Source organism: Halomonas sp. LBP4 (genome assembly GCF_003202205.1).
In the GTDB taxonomy this organism is placed as follows: domain Bacteria; phylum Pseudomonadota; class Gammaproteobacteria; order Pseudomonadales; family Halomonadaceae; genus Halomonas; species Halomonas flagellata.
The window spans coordinates 462,308-478,084 of sequence record NZ_PDOG01000002.1 but is presented as its reverse complement, the minus strand read 5'-3'; the positions used below and the strand labels follow the sequence as shown (position 1 = coordinate 478,084).

Below are 15,777 nucleotides of genomic sequence, written 5' to 3'. Positions count from 1 at the left end.
GGAAGCCCGATCTCTTTCAGGAAGGTCGATTTATGTTATGGCATTTGATCGGGGCGATTTTTGCCGGCCTGGGCGCCGCGGGGATCGGCCTGCTGCTGCGTCTCGTCAGCGGCAAGCGGCTGCCACGCTGGATCATCCCCGTCTGTGCCGGCCTCGGCATGCTGGGCTACCAGATACACTACGAGTACTCCTGGTTCAGCCAGAAACAGTTCCAACTGCCCGAGTCGGCTCGGGTCGTCTCCATCGAGAAGGGCGGCGCCTTCTGGCGTCCCTGGACCTACATCTTCCCCATGACCACGGCCTTCAGCGTCGTGGACCGGGACAACCTGGTCCCGACGCAGGTGGAGCACCACCGACTGGTCGAGTTCATTCTCTATCGCTTCGAGCGACAGTACGTGGACCAGGTGTCACACCAGGCCTGGCTGATGAACTGCACCACGCAATCCAAGCTGCCCCTCGTGGGTGAGGAGCGCCGGCCACGCTTCGCCGAGCTGAGCAGTGTCGACGCCGACGCCCCCCTGTTCCGGGCGGTATGCACCGAGGAGTGAGCCTGCCTTCCCTGGCAACTGACGGCCAGCGGTCGACCGAGCGACGCCCGGCTGCCCTCTCGGGCGGCATTGCCCTAGAATGGGCGCACACAGGGGGGAGTGCGCATGTTCGCTGGCTGGCTGCTGATTGCCGTTTCGTTGCTCTACATCGCCGTGCTGTTCGCCATCGCCTGGCGGGGCGACCGGCATGCCCGCGAGCACGGCGCCAGCCGGCGCCGCCCGGTGATCTACAGCCTGGCGCTGGCCATCTACTGCACCTCCTGGACCTTCTATGGCGCCGTGGGCCAGGCGGCCACCGCCGGCTGGTCCTTCGCCAGCATCTATGCCGGGCCGATCCTGACGTTCCTGCTGTTCTGGCCGGTGCTGGCCAAGATGATCCGCGTCGCCAAGCACCAGAACGTCACCTCGATCGCCGATTTCATCGCCTCGCGCTACGGCAAGACCCAGTCGCTGGCGGCCTTCGCCAGCCTGGTGGCGCTGATCGGCACCCTGCCCTACATCGCCCTGCAGCTGAAGGCGGTGGCCACCTCCTTCGCCGTGCTCACCGATGCCACCGACATCACCCGCACCCCGCTGTTCGGCGACACCGCCTTCTACGTGGCGCTGGTGATGGCGGCCTTCGCCATCCTCTTCGGCACTCGCCACACCGACGCCACCGAGCACCACGAGGGGCTGATCCACGCCGTGGCCTTCGAGTCGCTGGTCAAGCTGCTCGCCTTCCTGATACTCGGCGCCTACGTCACCTGGGGCATGTTCGACGGCCTCGGCGATCTGCTGGGGCGGGCCGAGACCCAGCTGGAACTGCAGCGTCAGCTCGCCCAGCAGGACTTCGGCCAGAGCTTCTGGGCCCAGACCCTGCTCGCCATGCTGGCCATCCTCTGCCTGCCCCGCCAGTTCCACGTGGCGGTGGTGGAGAATACCCACCGCGACGACGCCACCAAGGCACGCTGGCTCTTTCCGCTCTACCTGGTGGCCTTCGCCTTCTTCGTGCTGCCGCTGGCCGCCGCCGGCCTGACGATGTTCGCCGACAGCGGCATCGAGCCGGACACCTATGTGCTGGCGCTGCCGATGGCGGCGAACAACGAGTGGCTGACCCTGCTGACCTTCATCGGCGGCTTCTCGGCGGCCACCGGCATGGTGATCGTGGCCGCGGTGGCGGTATCGATCATGATCTCCAACGAGATCGTGATCCCGGCGCTGTTCCGCCTGCGCTGGTTCGACACCAAGGCACGCGACTACGGCCGCCTGGTGCTGCGCGCGCGGCGCATCACCATCGCCGTGATCCTGGGGCTGGCCTACGGCTTCTACCAGCTGATCGGCGAATTCACCTCGCTGGCCTCCATCGGCATGCTGTCGTTCGCCGCCGCCGCCCAGTTCGCCCCGGCCCTGATCGGCGGCCTCTACTGGAAGCGCGGCAACCGCCTCGGGGTGATCGTCGGCATGAACGCGGGCTTCGCCATCTGGGCCTACAGCCTGCTGATGCCGGCGATGATCTCCGCCGGGGTGCTGCCGGGGCACTGGCTCGCCGGCGGGCCGCTCGGCATTGCCTGGCTCACCCCCACCTCGCTGTTCGGCCTCAATGTTGGCGACAGCTTCACCCACGGCGTGATGCTCTCGCTGGGCATCAATCTCTTCTGCTACATCTTCATCTCGCAGATGACCCCCCAGCGGGTGGTCGAGCGCATCCAGGCCTCGCTATTCGTCGACAGCGTCGAGACCCGCCAGACCTCGGTGAACCGCCCCTGGACCGGTGCCACCACCGTCGGCGACCTCAAGGTGCTGTGCGAGCGCTTCCTTGGCGCCGGCCAGGTGAGCCGCGCCTTCGACGACTATGCCCGGCGCACCGGCAAGACGCTGGACGACAGCACCCGCGCCTCGATCGACGTGATCCAGTTCACCGAGCGCTTCCTGGCCTCGGTGCTGGGTGCCTCCTCGGCGCGCATCGTGGTCAACTCGGCCCTGCAGGGGCGCGGCATCGGCATCTCGGACGTCATCTCCATCGTCGACGAGGCCTCCCAGGTGCTGGAGTTCAACCGTGCCCTGCTGCAGGCCACCATCGAGAACATCAACCAGGGCATCAGCGTGGTCGACCAGAACCTGCGGCTGGTGGTGTGGAACCAGCGTTACCTGGAGCTGTTCCGCTTTCCCGACCACCTGATCCGGGTCGGCGCCCCGATGGACAAGATCTTCCGCTACAACGCCCACAACGGCGAGTACGGCCCCGGCGATCCCGAGGAGCACGTGCGACTGCTGATTGACAATATCCGCGAGGGTCACCCCCATCGCTACGTGCGCTACCGCCAGGACGGCAGTGTGCTGGAGGTGCAGGGCAATCCCATGCCCGGTGGCGGCTTCGTCTACACCTACCAGGACATCACCCAGCAGAAGCGCATCGAGGAAGCGCTGATCCGCTCGGAAAACAACATCCGCATCTACACCGACAACGTGCCGGCGCTGATCGCCTACTTCGACAAGGAGTGCCGCTACCTCTTCACCAACCGCGCCTACGAGCAGGCCTTCGGCATCGACCGCAACGCGGTGATCGGCAAGCACATCGAGCAGGTGATCTCGCCGGGGATGGCCCGCAACCGGGCCCCCTGGATCGAGCGAGCCCTGAGCGGCGAGCGGGTCAGTTTCGAGGTCTCGTTGCCCCTCTCCGAGGGGACCCGCTACATGCTGGTCACCTACACGCCGCATTTCGGCGACAGCGGCGCCATCCTCGGCTTCTTCGCCCTCTACCAGGACATCACCGAGCGGCGCCTGGCGGAGATCGCCCTCAAGGAGACCAACGAGACCCTGGAGGAGCGGGTCCGCGAGCGGACCCAGGCGCTCTCCGAGGCCAACGCCGCCCTGCGTCAGGAGAACCGGGTACGCGCCGAGGCAGAATTGGCCCTGCGCCAGGCCAAGCAGGTGGCGGAAGACGCCAACGCCTCCAAGACCCGCTTCCTGGCCGCGGCCAGCCACGACCTGCTGCAGCCACTCAATGCCGCGCGGCTGTTCACCTCGGCGCTCTCCCAGGAGATGGATGCCGCCGACATGAAACGCACCATCGGGCATATCGACAACTCGCTGCAGGCCGCCGAGGAGCTGCTCGGCACCCTGCTCGATATCTCCAAGCTAGATGCCGGCGCCCTGACCCCGCGGCGCAGCCACTTCGCCCTGGCCGACATCTTCCGCCCCCTGCGTGCCGAGTTCGAGGTGATGGCCGAGGACCGCGGCCTCGACCTGGTGGTGGTGCCGACCCGTTCCTGGGTCGACAGCGACCCCCAGATGCTGCGCCGGATCATCCAGAACTTCCTGTCGAACGCCATCCGCTATACCCAGGAGGGGCGCGTGCTGCTGGGGTGCCGTCGCCACGGCGAACGGCTCGCCATCGAGGTGTGGGACAGCGGCCCGGGGATCCCCGACTCCAAGCAAGCCGAGATCTTCCAGGAGTTCCGCCGCCTCGACCAGGCCTCACGGCACAAGGAGAGCGAGAAGGGGCTCGGCCTGGGCCTCTCCATCGCCGACCGCATGAGCCGGGTGCTCGACCACCCCATCAGGGTGCACTCCCGGCAGGGCGTCGGCACCATGTTCTCGGTCAGTGTGCCGGTGGTGGCCGCGCGCACCGAGGCCCAGCAGGCCGAGGATGCCGCCCCCAGGCGGGCCGGCAACAAGCTGGCCGGCACCCGGGTGCTGTGCATCGACAACGAGTCGCTGATCCTCGAGGGCATGAAGGCGATGCTCTCGGGCTGGGGCTGCGAGGTATTCACCGCCACCACCATCGGCGGCGCCAAGTCGGTACTGCGCCATCTGGACGGCGACCCGGACGCCATTCTCGCCGACTACCACCTGGACAACGAGGTCACCGGCCTGATGGCCCTGGAGGCCCTCGGCGAGCGGCTGGAGGGAGCGACACCGGGCATCGTCATCACCGCCGACCGCACCGAGGAGGTGGCCGAGGAGATCAAGCGCAGCGGCTACCAGCTGCTACTCAAGCCGGTGCGCCCCGCGGCCCTGCGCGCCCTCCTTACCCGCACCCTGCAGGCGAGCCGGGCGGCCAGGCAGGAGGGGTAGCGCCCAGCCCCACGGAACAAGACGGCACTGCAGTGAAGCGAGATATACCCGGGAACGCTGGCATTGAGCGAAGTGGCGCGTGGGAATCGGCAGGGATGCCGATTCAGGGCCGGCAAGAGGGACCTTGTTCCGGCCCGACGCGCAGGCCGCAAGCGAAGTGCCAGGGTTTCGTTCCCGGGATCGCGAGCGCAGTGGCCGTCGTACCCGGCAGCAGGCTGGTGGGGAGAGAAGTCGCGGCTTACCCGGCGACAGGCCTTCGCGGAGGCGCTGTGAACCCATCCCTGGGCGCTACCTTTTCCATCCCTGGAAAAGGACCTCCGCGCCGGCCTGGCCCCGGCGCCGCTCGCGTAGGCGGCTATCTTCCAGCTCGGGCTTACGACTCGACCTTGGGCGGCTCGACCTCGAGCTTCTGGGCGGCGATCACCGCCTGGGTGCGGGAGTGCACCCCGAGCTTGCGCAGGATGGCGGTGACATGGGCCTTGATGGTCGCCTCGGAGACGTTGAGCTCATAGGCGATCTGCTTGTTGAGCAGCCCCTCGGTGAGCATGTTGAGCACCCGGAATTGCTGGGGGGTCAGCGAGGCGATCGCCTCGGCGAAACGGGTCTCCTCCTCGTCGGATTCGCCCATCGCCTCGGCGAGCTCGGCCGGCAACCACACCTCGCCGTCGAGGATCTCGCCCACCGCCTCGGCGATCAGCGCAAGCGATGACGACTTGGGAATGAAGCCCGAGGCGCCGTAGTCGATGGCGCGACGCACCACATGGGGCTCGTCGCTGCCCGAGACCACCGCCACCGGGATGTCCGGCGTCTGGCCGCGCAGCTGGATCAGGCCGGAAAAGCCATGGGCACCAGGCATGTGCAGGTCGAGCAGGATCAGGTCGGCATCGGGATGGCGGGTCACCACCTCGGTGGTGGCCTCCATGGTGTCCGATTCGACGATCTCGGCCTGGGGCGCCAGCTGGCGTAGTGCCTGGGTCAGGGCTGCACGGAACAGCGGATGGTCATCGGCGACGATGAATTTCTGGGCAAAGGCCATGGATTCTCCTCCGGTTCCTCGAGCAGCGGGCCGGCGGCCGCCACACTGGGCTCTTCTATCGATGACGGCATGTTACCCCATGCGGGAAGGCTTTCCCAAGCGCTCGACGAGCGCTGTCGACAAAGGGCGTCAACGAATACGCAAAAGCCGGCCACGGGGGCCGGCAGGGAAAGGGGAAGGCGGGGCGCTGGCGTGCTCTCCCGGCACGAACCGGCATGCACGGGAGCGCCCCTGCCGACGGTCTCTACCGTCAGCGATTGGCGCGGTGCTCGATCAGTTCATCGACCACCGACGGGTCGGCCAGGGTGCTGGTGTCGCCCAGGCCGTCGCACTCGTTGGCGGCGATCTTGCGCAGGATACGACGCATGATCTTGCCCGAGCGGGTCTTGGGCAGGCCCGGGGCCCACTGGATGACATCCGGTGAGGCGATCGGCCCGATATCCTTGCGCACCCACTGGGTCAGCTCCTTCTTCAGGGCGTCGCTGGGCTCCACGTCATCGGTCAGGGTGACGTAGATGTAGATGCCCTGGCCCTTGATGTCATGGGGGAAGCCGACCACGGCGGCCTCGGCCACGGCATCATGCGCGACCAGCGAGGACTCGATCTCGGCAGTGCCCATGCGGTGGCCGGAGACGTTGAGCACGTCGTCGACCCGGCCGGTGATCCAGTAGTAACCGTCCTCGTCGCGACGGCAGCCGTCGCCGGTGAAGTACATGCCCTGGTAGGTGGAGAAGTAGGTCTGGACGAAACGGTCGTGGTCGCCCCAGATCGAGCGGGCCTGGCCGGGCCAGGAGTCCAGGATCACCAGGTTGCCCTCGGTGGCCCCCTCGAGCAGGTTGCCCTCGTTGTCGACCAGCGCCGGCACCACGCCGAAGAACGGCAGGGTCGCCGAACCGGGCTTGAGGTCCATGGCGCCCGGCAGCGGGGCGATCATGATGCCGCCGGTCTCGGTCTGCCACCAGGTATCGACGATCGGGCACTTGGAGTTGCCGATCACCCGGTAGAACCACTCCCAGGCCTCGGGGTTGATCGGCTCGCCCACCGAACCGAGCAGGCGCAGGCTGTCGCGCTGGCTCGAGGCCATGACGTCATCGCCATGGGCCATCAGGGCACGCACAGCGGTCGGCGCAGTGTAGAGGACGCTGACCTTGTGCTTGTCGACGATCTCGCCCATGCGGCCGTGGGTCGGATAGCTCGGCACGCCCTCGAACATCAAGGTGATGGCACCATTGGCCAGCGGCCCGTAGACGATGTAGCTGTGGCCGGTGACCCAGCCCACGTCGGCGGTGCACCAGTAGACCTCGCCGTCCTGGTAGTCGAAGACGTAGTGGTGGGTCAGGCTGGCGTAGGCGAGGTAGCCACCGGTGGTGTGCTTGAGCCCCTTGGGTGCGCCGGTGGAACCGGAGGTGTAGAGGATGAACAGCGGATCCTCGGCGTTCATCTCCTCGGCCGGACAGTCGGTGGCCTGCTTCTCGACCAAGTCGTGGTACCAGACATCGCGACCGTCCTGCCAGTCGATCTCGCCGCCGGTGCGCTTGACCACCAGCACCTTCTCGCAGACCTCGGTGCCCGGACGGGTCAGGGCCGCATCGACGTTGTCCTTCAGCGGCACCTGCTTGCCGCCGCGCACGGCTTCGTCAGCGGTGATCACCAACTTGGAGTCCGCCCCGATGATGCGCTGGGCCACGGCATCCGGCGAGAAGCCGCCGAACACCACCGAGTGGACGGCCCCGATGCGCGCACAGGCCAACATGGCCACGGCAGCCTCGGGAATCATCGGCATGTAGAGCGTGACCACGTCACCCTTCCTGACACCCAGCTCCTTGAGGCCATTGGCCAGTTGGCAGGTGCGATCAAAGAGCTCGCGGTAGGTGACGTGCCGGGAATCGGCGGGGTCATCGCCCTCCCAGATGATGGCGGTCTGGTCGCCACGGGTCGCCAGGTGGCGGTCGAGACAGTTGGCACTGGCGTTGAGGGTGCCGTCCTCGAACCAGCGGATGTCGACGTTGTGCGAATCGAAGCTCGTATGCTTGATCTTCGTCGGCGCCTTGATCCAGTCGAGACGCTTCGCCTGCTCGGCCCAGAACCCTTCCGGATCGTCCAGCGACTGCTGGTACATGGCCTGGTACTTGGCCCAGTCGGCGTGGGCATTGGCGGCGAAATCGTCGCGTACCGGATGGACTTTCTGCTGTTCGGTCATGGTTTGCCTCTTCCGGGAGATGCACCCTGGTTAACGTCGCCGGCCGCGTCGTCGTCGGGCGCGCCGGCACCATATAAGGTGACACCAGCATATACCGCCGGCCACGGCCTTCCCTTTAGACATTGGTAGCAACATTTTTCCTTTTTAGCACAATGAGTTACGCACTAGTTTTCGAGCGCGGCACGGCCGAGATAGACCAAGGTCTGAGCACAGTGACGGCAGCGGTAGCGATGTCCCCGGCGGGCCATGGCGTGACGACGGGCGGTGAAGCCGTGCTCGCGGCAACCGCAGCGGTAGCGGTGCGGCGCGGGGCTCGCCCGGCGGGTGTCGAAGCGGTGGGTGGTGCGTGGCTCGAGACCGAAGAGCCGGCGCATCACCGTCTGCCACTCGCGGCCATGGGGCCGGGCCAGGTGGCCATCGTCGAGATGCTGAACCAGCCAGTGGGCCATCTCGTGGGGCACCACCTCGACCAGGAAGGTCTCACGGTTCTCGGCCAACAGCACCGGATTGAAACGCAGCCCACCGCGCCCGAAATGGGCCTGGCCGGCGGACTTGCCGCGCAGGTCGCACCACAGCCGTGGCCGCGGCAGCCCGGGGTGCACCTCGTGGCACAGCCGCCAGGCGGCCTCGACCCGCTCGTGCAGGGCCGCCAGCAGCGCCTCGTGGTCGAGGGCGGCCAGCCGGTCGGGGTCGGGATGGGGCAGCACGGGAGTGTTCATGGGATGCTAGAATGGCCGTTCGCCCGCCGGGCGTAAAGTCTCTACCCCCGTCCGTCAGGGCTATTGCAGTTGGCCATTGACGAGGGGCGCCGGGATAGCCCCGCCCCACCAAGGTGGGCAAAGAAACGTTAATAGCCATTGTCCTGTCTCTTCCGTGAGAGTACCGATGTCCGATACCCCGCAGCCCGCTCCCCTCCTCGACGACGATGCCCTCGACCTGCTCGACGACTTCCTCGATTCCGAGCGGGTCGACGCCGATGCCCTGGACCTGATCGGCGCCCACGGCTTCCTGGTGGCGCTGGCCGTGGCGCCCAGCGACGTGCCCCCCGCCAGCTGGGTCGCCGAGCTCTTCCACGGGGAGCCGGCCTTCGCCGACGACAATGAGCGCGAGACCATCCTCGGGCTGCTGGAGCAGCTCAGGCGCAACGCCATCGCCGCCCTGGAACAGGGCCTGCTGCCGGAACTGCCCTTCGAACTCACCCTCGACGGCCTGGCACCGGAGGAGACGCCGATCGGCGACTGGTGTGCCGGTTTCATGGAGGGGGTCTTCCTCGACGAGGCGGCCTGGTTCGAGGACGACGAGGAGGCCGCCGCCACCCTGCTGCTGCCCTTCATGGCACTCTCGGGGCTGTTCGACGAGGAGCCGGACATGGCCGAGTTCACCGCCGACACCGTGCGACTCGAGGCCCTGGTCAGCCAACTGCCGGAACTGGTGCTGGACCTCTACCTGCACTACCGCGTCCCGCCGGAAACCCCCAAGCCTACCCCGCGCAAGAAGAAGCCCGCCGGTCGCGGCGGCAAGGGTGGCCGCAGGCGTTAAGGCCCAAGCAGCGGATTACCGCGACGCAAACGGCGCCGGGGATAGGTCGCAGCGGAGGTCCTATGCCAGGGATGGCATCGGTAGCGCCCAGGGAGGGGTTCACAGCGCCTCCGCGAAGACCTGTCGCCGGTAAAGCCGCGCCTTGAGCGCCCTGATCAAAGACCTCCGACGTCATGGCCAAACCTTAGGTTGACACCACCGGGAGGCCTTCGGCCTCCATTCGCCCAGCGGAGCTGGGCTCCTACAGGCTACCCAAAGAGCGCTTACCTCAGTCGCGTCAGCAGCCCGTCCAGGCTGCCGAACAGCCACTCCTTGAGGCGCTGCCAGCGGGGACGCCGAGACCACTCCTCCCGCCGGATCTCGCGGCTGGTGGCGAAGTTGCGCTCGAACAGCTCGGCCACCTCCTCGGCGAAGCGGTGGTCATCCACCTCCTGGTTGGCCTCCAGGTTCCAGTGCAGGCTCCAGTGGTCGAAGTTGCACGAGCCGATGCTCGCCCAGTGATCGGCCAGCGAGAACTTGGCGTGGATGAAGGTGGGCTGGAACTCGAAGATGCGCACCCCGGCCTTGAGCAGGCGACCGTAGAAGCGCTGGCCGGCGTAGCGGATGCCGGGATGATCGTGCAGCTCGCCCGGCAGCAGCAGGCGCACGTCGACCCCGCGGCGGGCCGCCCGCGCCAGCCGCAGGCGCAGGCTGAAGGTGGGCACGAAATAGGGCGTGCAGATCCAGATCCGGCCTCGCGCCGACGACACCTGGCGCTGCAGCGAATGGCGGATCGCCTGGTAGCGATAGCCCTGGCCCCAGACCACCCGCCCGCGCATGCCCCGGTAGTCCTCGTGGGGCGACACATCCAGGCGCAGGTTGTGCACCAGGTCGGGCTGGCCGCTGCCCCGGGTCAGCGGCGAATCCCACAGGCGGCAGAACAGCCGCACCCAGTCGGCCACTACCGGCCCCTCGATACGCACCGCCACCTCGTACCAGGCGTCGAGGAACTCGTCGACCGCGCCGAAGCCGCCGGTATAGGCCACCCGGCCATCCACCACCAGCAGCTTGCGGTGGTCGCGAGTCAGGTTGCGGGTCAGCGAATGGAAGCCCAGGGGGTTGAAGAAGCGCAGCGCCACCCCGCCCGCCTCGAGGCGCGCCCGGTCGTCACTGGAGAGCCCCATGGCGCCATAGCCGTCGAGCATCAGCATCACCGCCACGCCGCGTTCGGCGGCCTTGAGCAGTGCATCGGCAAGCGCCGAGGCCAGGCGGCCGGATTCCATCAGGTAGAGTTCGATCAGTATCGACTCGCGCGCCGCCTGGACCGCCTCGAACATGGCCGGCAGGAAGCGTGCCGACTCCGGCAGCAGCTGGAAGTGATTGCCGTCTCTCCACATGCCGTGCATGACCGCGTCCCTGTGCGATTTTCCACCGCATTGACGCACGTTTGCCGGGCCAGGAAAAGCCGCGCCCCTGACCGGCCGGTCCGCGATGGCTATACTGGCCACCTCGTCTCCTCAGCCAAGGCAATCGGATGGCCTTCATACGCACGCTGATGACCCCCTTGCGCGCGCCGCTGCGACGGCTGATCGCCTCCTGGGTGGAGTTCCGGCTGATCGAACCCGCCACCGACGAGCTCGACCTCGACCCGACGCTGCCGGTGCTCTATGTCCTGCCCCACCCGTCCCTCTCCGACACCCTGCTGCTCGAGTCGCTCTGCCGCGCCCGCGGCCTGCCCCCGGCCGCCGGCCTGTGCCGCGCCGGCGAGATCGCCCTGCCGGCCTGCCTCGCCCTGCCCTCACCCCGCCGCCACCTGTGGCGACGCGCCTCGCGGCGGGAAGAAGCGCCCTTCCTGGCGCTGCTAGAGCAGCGCCGGAGGCATCCCGAACACGAGGTACAGCTGGTACCGGTCAGCGTCTTCTGGGGCCGGGCGCCGGGCAAGCGCTTCGGTTTCTGGAAGATGCTGGCCGCCGACAGCTGGCAGTTCACCGGCCGCCTGCGCCGGGCGCTCTCGGTGCTGCTCAACGGCAAGAACGTGGAGCTGCACTTCGGGGCCCCGCTCCGGCTCGGCGACCTTCTCGACGAGCGCGGGGCGGCGCTCGCCAACCGCAAGGCGGCCAGGCTGCTGCGCGTGCACTTCCGCCGCCTGCGCACCCGGGTACTGGGGCCGGACCTCTCCCACCGGCGCACCCTGATCGAAGGCGTGGTGCGCAGCCCCGAGGTGCGCCAGGTGATCGAGACCCTGGCCGAGGAGGAGCGAACCTCCCGGGCCCGCCTGCAGCAGCGCGCCCTGCGCTACGGGCGCGAGATCGCCTCCAACATGGCCTACCCGGTGCTGCGCTTCATGGACGGCCTGCTCAGGCGTCTCTGGAACCGGCTCTACGATGGCGTGGAAGTCCGTGGCCTGGAGCGGGTCAAGGGCCTGGCCGGTGACCATACCCTGGTCTACGTGCCCTGCCACCGCAGCCACATCGACTATCTGCTGCTCTCCTACGTGCTCTACCGGGATGGCCTGATGCCGCCGCACATTGCCGCCGGCCGCAACCTCGACATGCCCCTGATCGGCCCGCTGCTGCGCCGTGGTGGCGCCTTCTTCCTGCGCCGCAGCTTCCGCGACAACCGGCTCTATGCGGCGGTGTTCAACGAGTACCTGCACCGGCTGCTCTCCCGCGGTCACCCTCTGGAGTACTTCATCGAGGGCGGACGGTCGCGCAGCGGGCGCCTGCTCGCCGCCCGTCCCGGCATGCTGCTCATGACCCTGCGTTCCTACCTGCGCCGCGCCGCCGGCAGCGGCCAGCAACGGCTGGCCTTCGTGCCGATCTACATCGGCTACGAACGGATCATCGAGAATGCCAGCTACCAGCGCGAGCTGCGCGGCGGCAGGAAGCGCAAGGAGAGCCCGCTGGCGCTGCTGCGGGTGCTCGGCCAATTGCGCCAGCCCTTCGGCCGGGTGGCGGTGAACGTCGGCGAGCCCCTCACCCTGGCCGACTACCTGGACCGGGAGGTGGGCGACTGGCGCCAGACCCTGGGCGAGGAACGCCCCGCCTGGCTCACTCCCCTGGTGCCGCGGCTCGGCGAGGAGCTGTGTCGACGCATCAACGCCGCGGCAGCCCTCAACCCGGTCAACCTGGTGGCCCTGGTGCTGCTGGCCACGCCTCACCATGCCATCGAGGTCAGCCTGCTCGAGCGCCAGCTCGCCCTGCTCGTCGACCTGCAGCGGCACCATCCCGGCGGCGCCCACACCAGCCTCCCGGAGGGCACCCCTGTCGAGTGGATCGACCAGGTGGTGGCCCTGGGCATGGTCGAGCGGCGAGCCCATCCGCTGGGCGACATCCTGGTCGCCGATGCCGGCCAGGCCGGCCTGCTGGCCTGGTATCGCAACAACGTGATGCATCTCTTCGCCCTGGCCGGCCTGGTCGCCTTCGCCTTCCGCCACCAGCCGACCCACCGCCTGGATACCCTGGAGGCGCTGCTCTCGCCCAGCTGGCCGATACTCGCCCGGGAGCTGGTCATCGAACCGCCGGCCTCACTGCGCGCGGCGCTGGCCGAGATGCTCGACCTGCTGGTCGACCAGGGGCTGCTCGAGCGCGCCGGCGAGGGGTGGCGTCGCCCCGAGGAACCCCTCGAGGCCGGCGAACGGCTGCGCCTGCTCGGCCAACTGATGCAGCCTTCGCTGGAACGCGGCTACCTGCTGCTGGCGGTACTGCTCGACGCCGGCCCGGGCGAGCTGGTCGCCGAAGAGCTGGCCGAGCGCAGCCGCCAACTGGCCGAACGGCTGGCCCTGCTCTCGGGACTCGATGCCCCGGAGTTCTTCGATACGCGGCTGTTCGCCAACCTGGAGGAGAGCCTGGAGCGAGAAGGCTGGCTGTGGCGCGAGGGAGAGCGACTCATGTTCGACGAGCGACTGCGCCGGGCCGCCCAGCGCTCGCGCGAGCTGTTCGACCCGGCGCTGCGCCACCGGCTGCAGCTGCTCACCCGCCGCCGGGAAGCCTGAGTCGCGCGCCCTTCAGCCGCTGGTCAGCGAACGGTGCACGTAGAGGTCGTAGCGACTGGTCTTGCCCGCGATGACGTGCCGGGGCGCGGGCCCCGCAATGGGCGGCGCCTTGCGTGGTCGCTTGACCACCACCCGGTGCGTGGCCACGTCCAGCGCCGCCTCCAGCAGCCGTGGGGCGTCGTTGTCGTCACCGGCCAGCAGCCGGAAGAGCCGCATCTCCTTCTTGACCAGGGACGACTTGTCGCGATGGGGAAACATCGGATCGAGATGGACCACCTGGGGGGCCACGCCGCTGGCCGCCACCAGGGCATCGAGCTCCCGCGTGGCATCGCCGTGGACCAGGTGCATCCGGGCGGCGACCTCGGCGGTCTCGGGGTCCGCCAGGGCCCGGGCCACGCCATCCTCGAGCAGGGCGAAGATCGCCGCCACCCGCTCCACCAGCAGCACCTCGGCACCGAGGCTCGCCAGCACGAAGGCGTCGCGCCCCAGTCCCGCGGTGGCGTCCACCACCGACGGCATCACGCCCTTGCCCAGGCCGCACGCCCGGGCGATCAGCTGGCCACGCCCGCCGCCGAAACGGCGCCGATGGGCCGCCCGGCCGGCGACGAAGTCCACCGCCAGGGGGTGGCCGTAGCGCCGGGGATCGCCGGCCAGCACCAGTCGGTCCTCGCGGCGTTCCAGGGTCAGCTCGGCCTCCTCCGGCTCGCCGAGGGGCATCCCGAGCCGGGCGGCCAGTTCCGCCAGGGCCGCCCCGTGAACCACCAGGGGCGGACGCTCGCTCATCGCGCCTTCTTCCAGGCCACCCGGTCGCGCAGATAGACCGGCTGGGCCTCGTGGGGGGCTCGCCCCTCGCCCGCCTCGAAGGCCCGGGCCGCCAGCAGCACCATGTCGGCGGCGTCGGCCTCCATCTCGGGCAGGTGCTGGCCGATGCCGACCTGTACCTCGGCGGGCATGGCATCCCATAGCCCCCAGCCGGAACCGACCCCCACCCAGTCATGATCCTCGTGGCCCGACGGCAGGCGCAGCCGTGCCGGCGGCATCACTGCCTCCTCGGCGAGCGGCTCGGGGACGCCGTCACGGCACTGCCAGGCGGCCACGTAGATCTCGCCCATGCGGGCGTCCAGGGCGGTGACCAGGTAGCGGAAGTGGTGGCGACGATGCCCCCCCAGGGCCAGGGCGGCGAGCGTCGAGACACCGATCAGCGGCCGGTCGAGGCCATAGGCCAGCCCCTGGGCGGCCCCGGCGGCGATGCGCAGCCCGGTGAAGGAGCCGGGGCCGTGACCGTAGGCCACGGCGTCGAGGGCCGTCGCCTCGAGGCCGGCCTCGGCAAGCACCTCGTCGACCAGGGGCAGCAGCCGCCGGGTGTGCTCCCGGGGGGCCAGTTCGAAGCGGGAGAGGAGTTCGTCATCGGCCCCTGCGCGGCGCCGCAGCAGGGCGACGGAACAGGCGCTCGAGGAGGCATCCAGGGCCAGCAGGATCGACATGGGGCTCGGCCATCACAGCGAAATGGGGGGTCATTATACGTGGCCTGGCCAGAAACGACGATGGCCCGCTTAAGCGGGCCATCAGAAGGCAGTCGGGCATGCTCCAAACGCTTCAGGAGCGGGGCTGGTCCGGCGACAGGCCTGCGAGGAGGCGCTGTGAACCCCTCCCTGGGCGCTACCGATGCCATCCATGGCATCGGACCTCCTCTTCGGCCTATCCCCGGCGCCCCGCAACCACCCAACTGTTCTGCCCTATATCGGGGAGAATCAGCCCTCCAGGGCCTCGAGCACCTGACTGGTGATCTCGTCGACGCTGCCGACACCCTCGACGCGGTGGTAGGTTGGGGCGGCCTCCGGGTCCTGTTCGGCCCACTGCCGGTAGTAGTCGACCAGCGGCGCGGTCTGCTCGTGGTAGACCGCCAGGCGGTTGCGCACGGTGGACTCGCGGTCGTCGTCGCGCTGGATCAGCGGCTCGCCGGTGACGTCGTCCTTGCCCGCTTCCTTCGGCGGATTGTACGCGACGTGATAGACGCGGCCGGAGCCCGGGTGGACGCGACGGCCGGCCAGGCGCTTGACGATCTCCTCGTCCTCGACGGCGATCTCCAGCACGTGGTCGATCTTCACCCCCGCGTCCTTCATGGCATCGGCCTGGGGAAGGGTGCGCGGGAAGCCGTCGAACAGGAAGCCGTTCTCGCAGTCCGGCTGGGCGATGCGTTCCTTGACCAGGGCGATGATGATGTCGTCGGACACCAGGCCCCCGCTGGTCATGATCTCCTTGACCTTGAGCCCCAGCTCACTGCCCTCCTTGACCGCGGCGCGCAGCATGTCGCCGGTGGAAATCTGCGGAATCTTGAACCGCTCGCAGATGAACTGGGCCTGGGTGCCCTTGCCGGCACCCGGGGCGCCCAACAGGATCAAACGCATGTTCTTGTACCTCGGTA

At 68.6% G+C, this 15,777-nt stretch carries 11 protein-coding genes; 4 read left to right on the top strand and 7 right to left on the bottom strand.

Annotation, left to right across the window (positions count from 1 at the left end):
• Positions 1-32: 32 nt before the first annotated feature.
• Both CR157_RS09240 and CR157_RS09235 read left to right on the top strand, forming a co-directional pair.
• Positions 33-548, top strand: a complete 516-nt coding sequence (locus CR157_RS09240) for a hypothetical protein (RefSeq protein WP_110283239.1) — start codon at positions 33-35, stop codon at positions 546-548.
• A 105-nt stretch (positions 549-653) separates the two neighbouring features.
• Complete coding sequence (locus CR157_RS09235; RefSeq protein WP_110283238.1) at positions 654-4,604, top strand: hybrid sensor histidine kinase/response regulator; 3,951 nt, start codon at positions 654-656, stop codon at positions 4,602-4,604.
• 373 nt (positions 4,605-4,977) lie between these two features.
• Here CR157_RS09235 and CR157_RS09230 read toward each other — a convergent pair whose 3' ends face one another.
• The 3 genes from CR157_RS09230 to CR157_RS09220 form a co-directional block, all read right to left on the bottom strand.
• Positions 4,978-5,640 carry a LuxR C-terminal-related transcriptional regulator gene (locus CR157_RS09230; RefSeq protein WP_110283237.1) on the bottom strand — a complete coding sequence of 221 codons (663 nt, stop codon included), beginning with the start codon at positions 5,638-5,640 and terminating at the stop codon, positions 4,978-4,980.
• Positions 5,641-5,890: 250 nt separating this feature from the next.
• Positions 5,891-7,840, bottom strand: a complete 1,950-nt coding sequence (gene acs / locus CR157_RS09225; RefSeq protein WP_110283236.1) for an acetate--CoA ligase — start codon at positions 7,838-7,840, stop codon at positions 5,891-5,893.
• Positions 7,841-8,004: 164 nt separating this feature from the next.
• On the bottom strand, positions 8,005-8,559 hold the full coding sequence (locus CR157_RS09220) for a SprT family zinc-dependent metalloprotease (RefSeq protein ID WP_110283235.1): 555 nt from the start codon (positions 8,557-8,559) through the stop codon (positions 8,005-8,007).
• A gap of 166 nt (positions 8,560-8,725) precedes the next feature.
• On the opposite strand from CR157_RS09220, the gene CR157_RS09215 reads away from it, so the two are divergent.
• Positions 8,726-9,379, top strand: a complete 654-nt coding sequence (locus CR157_RS09215) for a YecA/YgfB family protein (RefSeq protein ID WP_110283234.1) — start codon at positions 8,726-8,728, stop codon at positions 9,377-9,379.
• Positions 9,380-9,642: 263 nt separating this feature from the next.
• Here CR157_RS09215 and CR157_RS09210 read toward each other — a convergent pair whose 3' ends face one another.
• Positions 9,643-10,764 carry a phospholipase D-like domain-containing protein gene (locus CR157_RS09210; RefSeq protein WP_110283233.1) on the bottom strand — a complete coding sequence of 374 codons (1,122 nt, stop codon included), beginning with the start codon at positions 10,762-10,764 and terminating at the stop codon, positions 9,643-9,645.
• Between the two features lie 128 nt (positions 10,765-10,892).
• Between CR157_RS09210 and plsB the strand changes: the two genes are divergently transcribed.
• Entirely contained in the window at positions 10,893-13,352 is a 2,460-nt protein-coding gene (gene plsB, locus CR157_RS09205) for a glycerol-3-phosphate 1-O-acyltransferase PlsB (RefSeq protein WP_258364120.1), read from the top strand.
• Positions 13,353-13,364: 12 nt separating this feature from the next.
• Here the strand turns inward: plsB and CR157_RS09200 are convergent, their stop codons facing one another.
• From CR157_RS09200 to adk, 3 genes are all read right to left on the bottom strand, one after another.
• On the bottom strand, positions 13,365-14,069 hold the full coding sequence (locus tag CR157_RS09200; RefSeq protein ID WP_258364132.1) for a class I SAM-dependent methyltransferase: 705 nt from the start codon (positions 14,067-14,069) through the stop codon (positions 13,365-13,367).
• A gap of 62 nt (positions 14,070-14,131) precedes the next feature.
• Positions 14,132-14,836 (bottom strand): tRNA (adenosine(37)-N6)-threonylcarbamoyltransferase complex dimerization subunit type 1 TsaB, encoded by a 705-nt coding sequence (gene tsaB / locus CR157_RS09195; RefSeq protein WP_110283231.1) that lies wholly within the window; start codon positions 14,834-14,836, stop codon positions 14,132-14,134.
• 267 nt (positions 14,837-15,103) lie between these two features.
• On the bottom strand, positions 15,104-15,760 hold the full coding sequence (gene adk, locus CR157_RS09190; RefSeq protein ID WP_110283230.1) for an adenylate kinase: 657 nt from the start codon (positions 15,758-15,760) through the stop codon (positions 15,104-15,106).
• Positions 15,761-15,777: the final 17 nt, after the last annotated feature.